Raw genomic sequence first — 10,806 nt, 5'->3', positions numbered from 1 at the left:
AACTAAATAAAACTGTATCTGTTTTATGCAGTAAAGACTAAGCCTGCAGCACCCAAGTATCCAGCTTTGTTGCCCAAAACGGCTGGCTCAATGTGGGTACTAAAAGCGCAGTCTGCCATGCAATACTTATTGGCAGCCTCACGGATTTTATTCATATAGAATTCTCCCGCTTCGGATAAACCTCCACCAATGACTACTTTTTGAGGACTGAAGATATTGACAAAACCAGCAATAGCATGACCAATGAAGTCGCAGTTCTCATTTAAACTAAATACAGCTTCTGGTTCGCCTGCATGGTATTGTTGTACAATATACTTTCCATTCACCCCCTCGGGTACAGGTTTATTGTTTTTTTCTAGTTGTTTTTTATAACGACGCACCAATGCAGAAGCAGAAGCATATTGCTCAAAGCAACCACGAGAACCACAAGCACAGTCTTCCCCATCTGCTATAAGAGGGAAATGTCCTAGTTCGCCACCTCTATTGCGGTATCCACCATAGAGTTTGCCATTGATAATCATTGCTCCACCTACTCCTGTACCTATTGTTAAAAAGATAACATCAGTACATCCTTTAGCTGCACCAAAGGTCGCTTCTGCTAATCCCATAACATTAGCATCATTATCTACATATATCGGAAGATCGTATGCTTCACGTAATAACCTTGCTAAAGGCACTTGTTCCCAACCTTTTAGGTTTTCGGCACCTCCCATGACGGTTCCCGATATCGTATCTATAATACCTGGAGAGCCTATGCCTAAACCATAGACCTCCAAGTTGTTTTCACGGGAATATCTTAGGGTGTCATCAATGGCTACTTTAAGCTGTTCAATGATTTTTTCGGCAGACTCATCTGCTTTACTTGGAAGAATTCCTTCGTAAAGAGCCTTACCTGCTTTATCTACCAAAGCATACTTAATAGCTGTACCCCCTAAATCAATTCCTATTACATTTTTCATTTATCTAACTCTTTTGAATTAAACACGTTCTACCCAAATAGGAGAACTCCAACCCCATTGATTATCACGTTGACGAACACGTACGTAGTAATAATCTGTCTCTTGTTCGGGAGTTTCATCTAACATAAAGTGTTCGAACTCGAATGCATCATGAGGAATAGCTCTGTGGAACTGGATTGCTTCACTTAACCAACCGTTCATGAATTGAGTCTTAGTACCTTCAAGTAGTTCTGCTAATGAGTATTTGAATGTCTGACCATTGAAGTTGAGTGTAAACTTACCTTTTTTAGGCATAGTTACATCTAAGATTACAGCTTGTGTAGCAGGAGATGTTGTATTTGGGTTCTTGGTAGTAAACATTTCTAGCTCACAGCCCTTTTCATTTTGATTAATGATTTTGTTAATCAAAGTTGGAGCTTCTTTTACACCTTCTTGAGGAGAAACAAAAGGAGCACCACGGAAACATGGAGAGATATTATTGATTACACCATCGCTAATCTTGATATCACCATTCCATTTTACTGCTTCTTCAAAACGGTTCCAACCGAACTCAAATTTCACTTTTGCACGAACTACATCGCCTTCTGGATTTTGAGGAGTCAATGGTCCGCTGATACGACCCACCGTACGACCATTTTTAACGATATCTACATAGTCAATAGCACTTTCACCTTGTACATTTAAGTAGATACGACGTTGGTTACCACGAGTAATATCACCAATTGTTGCATCGTTAATACGGAAATCAATTAAGATTCTATCTCCTGTAACACAACAAGTCTTACGGTTTTCAAGTGCATTCCAAAGTGAATCACGATCAAGCCCTTCAGCCAAAACACCTACTCTACCATCGCCGTAGCTACCTGGGTAACCAGCGTGTTGATCGGTAGAACCCATAATACCAAACTTATGACCTTGGTTTAAGCCATACATAATAGTACCTTCCCAATGGCGAGGACCCATATCGTGTAGATAAGGATAATCTCCTAAATCACTTTCAGCCAAACCATGGCGAGAATACATTTCAACAAAAGGAGTTTGTCTTCCTTCAGAGAAGAAATCCCAGTTGTAACCTCTATATCCTTCTTGGTAACCCATGTGGTGAGGAGTAATAAAGGTTTTGGTATCTTTCAACTTATCTTTTAAATCTTCTACAGAAGTACATTCTACAAGAGGTGCATCCATATCGTAGTTTAGCACTACGTGGTCACCATGTTGCATACTGTGGCACTCGTATGATAAGAAAGTGATGAAATCTTTGCTATTGAATTTTTCATTCATTTTGGTATAGCGATCCCATCCTCCAGCACGTAAGCGGCGGAATGCACTTTCGTGGTACTCAATAACCCACTCTAAACGAGGATCACCTTTTCCTGGAATATCTGGCCACATAGCATGTGGGGTAACAGAAACGAAATCAAGTTGCTCACGAGCAGCTTCATACGCTTTGTCCAAATCACCATGACCATAAGTTAGGTTACAATGGTTGTGTAAGTCACCCCAGTAGTACTTCAACTTAGAAGCATCAATAGGAAATTTTTCTCCAGAAGTAACCTTACCTACTACTGGCTTTTTTTCTTCGAAGCAACCGCTAAGTACGCTTCCAGAAAGAGCTAGTCCTGATAAAACTACCCCTGACTTCTTAAAAAACTTTCTTCTATCCATTTTATCTTATTTGTATAAATTCTTAGTCGATGATTATTGAATGGTGTCGTTGTATTGAACACGTAGCTCATCCAAGCGAACTTTTAAGTGATTTTGAATCTCTTTCACATCAGCCTTACCATAGATATTATTCATTTCATGAGGATCATTTTCAAGATCATACATCTCCCACTCATTGATATCATTGTAGAAATGAATCAATTTGTAACGATCGGTACGAACCCCATAATGACGTTTTACACTATGTTCTGCTGGATATTCAAAATAGTGATAGTACACAGCATCTCTCCAACCTTCGGGTGCTTTACCTTCATTTTGGAAGATAGGTAACAAGGAAGTTCCTTGGATATCATCTTGTTTTTCTACTCCTGCCAAATCTAGGAATGTAGGAGCAAAATCCACATTCATAGCAAAAGCTTCAGCCTTTGTTCCTGCCTTGATCAATTTAGGATAACGCATAACAAGAGGCATTCTTTGACATTCTTCGTACATGAATCTCTTATCAAAGAAACCGTGTTCTCCTAGGAAGAAGCCTTGATCGGATGTGTAGATAATCAGTGTATTATCCAACTCTCCTGTTTCTTCAAGATAATCCAAAAGCTTACCAATACCTTCATCTACAGCCAATGTAGTTGACATATAATCACGCATATACGATTGGAATTTCTCACGAACAAGTTCTTTTTCAGTCATCTTCGTGTTGCGGAACTTATGAATTCGTTCGGCATATACTTCGTTCCAACGTTTCTTGGTAGATTCAGGCATTCTGTTGTACACGCCTTGGAATCTCTTATCGGGGAAATCATTACTCGCTAATTCTTCTTCAGTAGCCAGTTTTAAATCCCAATAATCAGTGAGCGTATTAGCAATATTACAGTCTTGTTCTTTCGGCGCTTTGCTACGAGTAGCATAATCGTCAAACAAATTGAATGGCTCTGGAAAAGTAACATCATTATAATATCCCAAATGTCTTTCGGCAGCCATCCAGTTACGGTGAGGTGCTTTATGATGTACCATCATCGCAAAAGGTTTATTTTTATCTCTTTGCTCCTTTAAATAGGTAAGAGCCTTATCGGTAATAATATCGGTAGCATACCCTTTTTCAACAATATCTTTTCCATTTTCAAGAAAATCGGGATCGTAGTAATCTCCTTGTTCATGCTGACCCGTTAGGATAGAATAGAAATCGAATCCTTGAGGTTCAGAAATCAAGTGCCATTTACCAATAATAGCTGTTTGATATCCATTTTCTCTTAATAGTTTTGGGAAAGTCTTCTGACTACCATCAAATACTTGAGAGTTATCGGTAAAGCCATTGATATGACCAAATTTACCTGTTAAGATACAAGCACGTGAAGGTCCGGAAAGAGCATTGGTAACAAAGCAATTATCAAAACGAGCTCCTTCATGGGCTATACGATCAATATTAGGAGTATTAGCAAACTCACTACCATACGCACTTATCGCTTGCGTGGTATGGTCGTCAGTCATAATAAATAGAATATTAGGACGTTTTACTTCCTCCTGTGCCGGTTTTTGAGAACAGGCAGTAAGAGTAAGAGGTACTAATGGTAAATAGTTTAGAATTTTTTTCATTGATACTATTTTGTGTTTGAATTTTAGTTTACATCGTCGCAATTAGAAGTAACTCTTCTAAGCATTTTATCATCTGTTTTTACAGCCCAATCGTAAAGCTTAGCGCGCATCTCTTGCTTAATTTCATCATACGCCTTTACAGGAGCCAAGTTTTGCATTTCTAACGGATCATTCTCCAAATTGAATAGTTGCTCTGCATTCTTGAACTGACGATACACTACATATTTATGCTTCTCTCCTATCACTGCCCAACCACGAGTTTCCACTCCATCTAAGAAGGTTTCTACATATACTTCGTCATGATGTTTAATTGTTTTTCCTTCGATAAGTGGACGGATACTCTTTCCAAATCTTTGATCATGATTTTCTCCTGCACCCGTGATATCACAAATGGTTTGGTATAAATCGAGATTGGTACTGATTAGAGCAGTCTCATTTACCTCACCTTTGAACTTGCTCTTTGGAGGTTTTACAATGAAAGGAACATTGGCAATCTCTTCTTGTAAAACTCGTTTTTGATTGGCACGATGTGCTCCTACACCATCTCCGTGATCACTCATAAAGATGATTAAGCTGTTTTCATATAAGTCATTACTTTTCAGTACATCTACCAACTTTACAATTTCTTTATCTACTCTTTCTACAAAGCGATAATAAGCATAGATGTATTTTCTCCAGTCGTCATCTGTATATCTTTCTGTAGGATAAGAACGAGGTACAAAATGACGGTGCAAGGTAATTGCCTCTGGATAGTAAGCAGGAACACTTGCATTCATCGGTAGAGGAGGATAATTATCTTTCTCCTTATCTATATCTAGCTTACCATAATGAAGAGCCTCTTCACGAGCAAACTCACAAGTTTCATGAGGATTCAAGAATGAAGCCACATAGAAGAGCGGTTTATCGTATTTCTTTTCTAAGAAAGGCTTACTCTTTTCTACTAATACACGATCGTCCATATCGCATACCTTTGTAAAACCTGTACCCTCTTCAGGTAGATTAATTTCTAATGGAGCATGCCACTTTCCTGCATATAAGCATTCATAACCTGCATTTTTGGCAACATTTCCCATAGAGTTAGCCAATTCTTCTGCACTGATATCTCCTACTGAGTTATCTTTAACTCCTAGTTGAACCGGCATTTTACCAGTTATCATACTCGCACGAGAGGGTCCACTTAATGGATAACTAGCATAAGCACGGGTAAAACGAATACCATCTTGTGCCAAACCATCAATCCCAGGGGTAGATACATAAGGATTTCCGGCACAACTCAATGCGTTGGCTGTATGCTGATCGGTCATTATCAAAATGATATTGGGCTGAGTTTGCTTCTCTGCCTTGGGCTTTGCCATAGCAGGAGCAACTTGTAGGAGGCTTGCCCCTCCTACCATTATAGATAATAGTTTGCTTGTATTTGTCATTACTGAATAGGGGTATTTAGATTGTAAGTATTTCCATTAAATTCTACATGGATAGCTCCATCAACATATTCTGCTTTAATTTCGCCTACTGCATCAGCAGATTTTGTAGGGATAAGCACTGTAATAAATTGTACGGTAGCATCTGTAGTTTTTTCTGCAGTAAAAGAAAACGCATCACGTTCTGCTTTTTGACGATAAGCATAAGACACCCAACCTTCTTGTTTTTCCATTTTCAAATCGGCTGGACCAAAACTTTGAACTACTAAGTTATTACCATCTGTAAAAGGTGTAGCTACTTTATGATTGGCATAATCAGCTATCATATCGCCTTCCAAGAAATTAAAGTGAAGAGCTACATCGCCCTTAGCTGTTCCTATCGCCTCATCAAAGATTACAAAGAACTTCTTCTCTACAAAAAAGAAAGTACGGCGGTGGTTTAGTTCAGGATAACTTGTATTTTCTACAGTCAACACATCGGTTGTAGGTGTAGCACTCCAGAACAAGCACTTGGAGTTGCTGCTTAAATTTTCGCCATTCAAAGAAAGTGTATTATGCACTTTTGTTTGACGGAACCATTCACGTTGTTTCAGCACTTCTTCGCTTCCTCCATATACATAGCTACCACTATCGGGGAAGAAATTACGTTCGTTTATATAAAGTTCGAAAGTTCCATTATCGGGTTGATTGTGCCAGTGAGCAGCAGGACCAGCTTTGACATCCATCTGAATAGAACTAGGTGTCCAGCCATTGCGGAATACATAGAATCCTGAATCCTGAAAAGCTTTAGATAGATAACTTGAAGCTTTTCCTTCTTTGCCCTCTGTAGCAAAGTAAAGGATGTTTTCATCCTCAGGGAATAGTTTAGCAAATTCTTGATAATTAGCTATCAAAGAATTGGCACTCCCCATCTTTGCATCACTAAATAGTGGGTTGGTATAATTGGGGTAATACATATTCATAGTAACCACAATCATATCATGAATGATTTTTGAATAGCTAGCAGGGAACTCATCAGCAAAACCATTAACCTGAGCCATGCGAAGTGCTTTGGAGAAGATATTGATAGCAGCAAGATGATAACCTAAGTCTAACTCGTACTGACCACCATCTGCAAAAACCTGTTTGTCTATTTCGTCATTCAAAATTTGAATGCCACTGGCTCTCCATTTTGAGGCCTCTTTAAATTCAGGAAAACTAGTTCCTGCATAAAGAACTCGTTGTGCTTCAAATAGGAGGTGATTTCCTTGAGCAGAATAATTGGAAAGAATATGCTGTGCATGACTTTCATAATTCACTAAGAATTGAGTTAAGAAAGCAGGAGTAAAATGTTTGGAGTTGATAAATAGCATAAACTGAGCAATCTGATCTTGCAGACGATGACTCACTTCTAAAGCACGCCAAGCAAAAGCAGAATTGGGTAAGCTCTCTACGTCCGCTCCCACTTGCTGACGATTGATAAAGTCTTCCAATGGATTCTTTTTTATCCAATCCATATATTGAAACACCCATTCTTTTGCATATTTTTCATCTTTGGAAGTGTAGTAAACTTTACCCATAGGCTGCCACCACTTAGTACGATGCAATTGCCAACGAAGTTCATTATCTTTTACTGGCCAATAGGTCCAATCAATATTGTCTCCATAAAAATAAGAGGGTTGATAACCTTTGTGTGCAAAGAAAACATGTTTAAGGGCATCATCAGCCCATTTTTGTTCTGTGGCATTCACAGAAATTTCTTTTAAATTGAGATCGGGATGAGTAAAATTAGTTCGGGTACGATAGTAAGTTAAAAGATGCTTTGCTGCAGACTCCAACTTTCCCTTTTCGTATTCCTTCTTCACTTTTTCGAGCCCTTTACGATTCAAATCTAGCAACTCGAATGCCTTTGGATTGACTTGTATTTGTGCTGAAAGAAAAGCACTGCTTAGACAAGCCAACAATACGAATAAATATTTTTTCATAGTACAATTAAAAAATTAGTTGTCATAAAAATATAGTAGTCTCATAATTATTGAATTAATACAATATTACTCAAAATACCTCCTACCTACTTTCAACTCTGTTTTTGATAAAAGAAAAGCTGTATCTATCTCTTTAAATATTGTTGAATAGAATTACACAAATGTGTTTTTGACATTATAAAGCCCTGATACGAGGCTTTGAAGCCATACATGATAAAAACGGAGTTTCGAAAGTCTATTTTTCTTTTTTGAGTAAGCTAAATGGGTTGCAGCTCACATTACTTCTCATTCTTTGCATAAAAAAGGGGAAGAAACTTTCGCCTCTTCCCCCTTGAAACACGCCTCGAATAAAAAGCATATTTCTCCTTTAATTAAACAAATTAATCCTCAATCGTTTTCTTTTACTAATACTTATTGATTCTTTATAATACCCCAAAAAATTCACTAACGCCTAACTGGGTATTTTCTTTTTTACCGAAATGGATTTGTTTTATAAATAAGGTATGTGATATTCTGCACTAAATATCTTGAAGTGCATTTCTTTTGCATCGGCATCCTCTTGATTTAACCAAACAATACGAGATGCTGCTGGAGCTTTTTTGTTGGGGAATATCACAGTAACAAATTTCACACTTGATTCTGATGCTTGCTTCTTATAACTAAATGCATAAGCATCTCTTTCTTTATATTTATTATATTCATAAGATACCCTACCTACAGATTTCTGCATAGAAGTACCCTCGGGAGCATAGCAGCGAAGTGCTACGTTTTTATTATCAAAAGTGGTTGCAGCATAGAAGTTCTTTTCATTAGAGGTAGTTTCTCCTTCTACAAAATTATAGTGGATAGCTACATCACCTTCTGCATTACCTATTGCTTCATCTAAAATCACAAAGAATTTTTTCTCAACAAAATAAACAGTTCTACGGTGCTTTAAGTTGGGGTAACTTTCATTTTCTATAACTAGATAATCTGTTTTTCCTTCTCCTTCGGCATTCCAAGCTACTAGCTTAGGTTGAGAGTTGACATTCTTACCATCTAGAGTTAAAGTATTGTGTACTTTTGTCTGACGGAACCAGTTTCTATCTTGATTGGCTGCTTTATCTCCTCCATAAGAGTATGCACCACTATCTGGGAATAGATTCTGACCTTGATACCAAAGTTCAAAAGTTCCATTATCGGGTTGATTGTGCCAACCTGCTTTGGGTGTGTTTTTAACAACCATCTGGATTACACCTTTACTCCAATCGTTACGAAATACATAGAACCCTGATTCCTTAAACGCTTTTGAAAGATAATTGGGATGTGCACCTTCTTGACGAGATTCTGAAGCAAAGTACATCAATTCTTGATCATTAGGGAATAGGTCCAACCAACCGTTGTAGTTTCTTTTCATTACAGCTGAAGAACCTTGTCTGCCATCACTAAACAAAGGAGCAATATCATTTGGATAATTGGTATTGTAGGTTACCGTAATCATCTTTCTAATGATGTCTTTGTACGATTGTGGGAATACGCTTGCCTTATCATTTAATGTAGCCACACGCAATGCTTGATAGAAAATATCAATTGCAGCTAAGTGATAACCTAAGTCCATCTCATAGTGCATTCCATCTGCATACACCTGCTCTTCAATCTGCTCATTCAATTTTGTAATACCACTATTCAACCAAGTATCTGCCTCTTTTAACTCTGGGAAACAAATACCAGCATACATCATTCTTTGTGCTTGGAATAGCAAGTGATTTCCTTCTGGAGTATAATTTTTCAAGATATAGTTGGCATGGTTGGCATAGTTTATCAAGAATTCTGTAAGGAATGCAGCAGTAAAACTTTCTGCATTTAAGAATAATTGAAACTGAATAATTTGGTCTTCTATACGATGACTTACTTCGAGTGGACGCCATGTAAAGTCGTAATTGTCTTTATTAGGACGAGCACCTACATTTACCATATCTTCAGTGGGCATCGGGTTTTTCTTAGCCCAATCTTGATATTGGAAAACCCACTCTTTAGCATACGCTTCATTTTTAGTGGTGTAGTACACTTTTCCCATTGGAACCCACCAATACATACGGTGTAGCTGCCAACGAATTTCATTGTCTTTCTTTGGCCAATAAGTCCAATCAATTTCCTTTTCGCCAGTTTCTTCATTCAGTCTATCGTAGCAAAGAGGATCAAATCCTTTTACAGATTGAAAGATATGTTGCATACCATTATCTGCCCAAAGCTGATCTTGATCGGAAACTGTTACGTTATTAATATCAAAAGAAGGATGAACAAAAGCTTTTGCTTGTCTGTAATATTCCAATAATCTTTCTGCTGCTAAATCATAATTCTTAGCATCTACAGCCAATTTTACTTGTTCTAAACCAGCTCTATCTAAATTAAGCATTGCAAATGCTTTTACTCGAACACCATTTTCGGTTACTAGATCTTCGTCAATAGTGCCTTTATCTTCTTCCTTGTCACCCCCTGTTGGATCTTCCGTTGAAGGGTCTTTTTGCACATCTTCCAATTTTACATTGTCGCCCGAACAAAAAGCAAAGCCTATACACAGGAAAAATAGGACACTAAGTGTAAACGTTTTTCTAAACATTTCTTAAAATTAAAGGTTAATAAATAGATTCACTTACATTGAAAAAAGGATGGGTTTTCTCCTTCTTTTTAACATTGCAATATTAAGTATTCTACCCCTAGCACTGTTGCACGATAGTACAATAATTGATTTATTATGCACTAACTAATCTCAAAATTGTATATTGAAATTATAAATTTGTCCACAACCCCTATCAAAACAGTCTAGAGTGGGCTATTGAGCACATTAAGAACCCTTCCTTACAAAGTGATTTTTATACAAAAAAAGAAGAAAAAGGAAAAGAGAGAGGGAAAACAACTCGTTCATCCAAAGGTATAGACAGCAAAAGATCTGCTCTTTTAAAACAAACTTTTTAGATTGCCAACTTGTTCTTCTCTTAGGGTGATAAGCAAATTATAAGCAATAAAGATTTGCTAATTAGAGAAATAGGACGTAAATTAATGATATCAAAACTAAACTCCTACTATCTATACCTACCCTTGACAATTCATCAAGATAAATTCTTGATCTAGGAGGTTTGAACACCCTCTTAAGACTATAAACCTAACTTGCACAACAAACGATGAAGAAGAATATTAATAATTTAAAGGATAAGAACTGTG

Annotated in this window: 6 protein-coding genes; all 6 read right to left on the bottom strand. The window is 37.4% G+C overall.

The window, feature by feature from the left end; genetic code table 11:
• Window positions 1-23: 23 nt before the first annotated feature.
• Window positions 24-959 carry an ROK family protein gene (locus K8V80_RS05645; RefSeq protein ID WP_006745318.1) on the bottom strand — a complete coding sequence of 312 codons (936 nt, stop codon included), beginning with the start codon at window positions 957-959 and terminating at the stop codon, window positions 24-26.
• Window positions 960-977: 18 nt separating this feature from the next.
• Entirely contained in the window at window positions 978-2,624 is a 1,647-nt protein-coding gene (locus tag K8V80_RS05640) for a Tat pathway signal sequence (protein ID WP_276775987.1), read from the bottom strand.
• A gap of 33 nt (window positions 2,625-2,657) precedes the next feature.
• The gene (locus K8V80_RS05635; RefSeq protein ID WP_006745320.1) at window positions 2,658-4,220 is read right to left on the bottom strand and encodes a sulfatase family protein; all 1,563 of its coding nucleotides are present in this window, start codon (window positions 4,218-4,220) and stop codon (window positions 2,658-2,660) included.
• 23 nt (window positions 4,221-4,243) lie between these two features.
• On the bottom strand, window positions 4,244-5,644 hold the full coding sequence (locus K8V80_RS05630) for a sulfatase family protein (protein WP_276775985.1): 1,401 nt from the start codon (window positions 5,642-5,644) through the stop codon (window positions 4,244-4,246).
• Window positions 5,644-7,605, bottom strand: a complete 1,962-nt coding sequence (gene hepC, locus K8V80_RS05625; RefSeq protein ID WP_276775984.1) for a heparin-sulfate lyase HepC — start codon at window positions 7,603-7,605, stop codon at window positions 5,644-5,646. The genes K8V80_RS05630 and hepC overlap by 1 nt, the downstream gene beginning before the upstream one ends.
• Window positions 7,606-8,095: 490 nt before the next feature.
• Window positions 8,096-10,204, bottom strand: coding sequence for a heparinase II/III family protein (locus K8V80_RS05620; RefSeq protein WP_276775983.1), 2,109 nt, complete (start codon window positions 10,202-10,204; stop codon window positions 8,096-8,098).
• Between the last annotated feature and the right edge of the window lie 602 nt (window positions 10,205-10,806).

This window comes from Bacteroides coprosuis (assembly GCF_020741705.1).
In the GTDB taxonomy this organism is placed as follows: domain Bacteria; phylum Bacteroidota; class Bacteroidia; order Bacteroidales; family Bacteroidaceae; genus Bacteroides_E; species Bacteroides_E coprosuis.
This window is presented reverse-complemented; position numbering and strand designations above follow the sequence as displayed.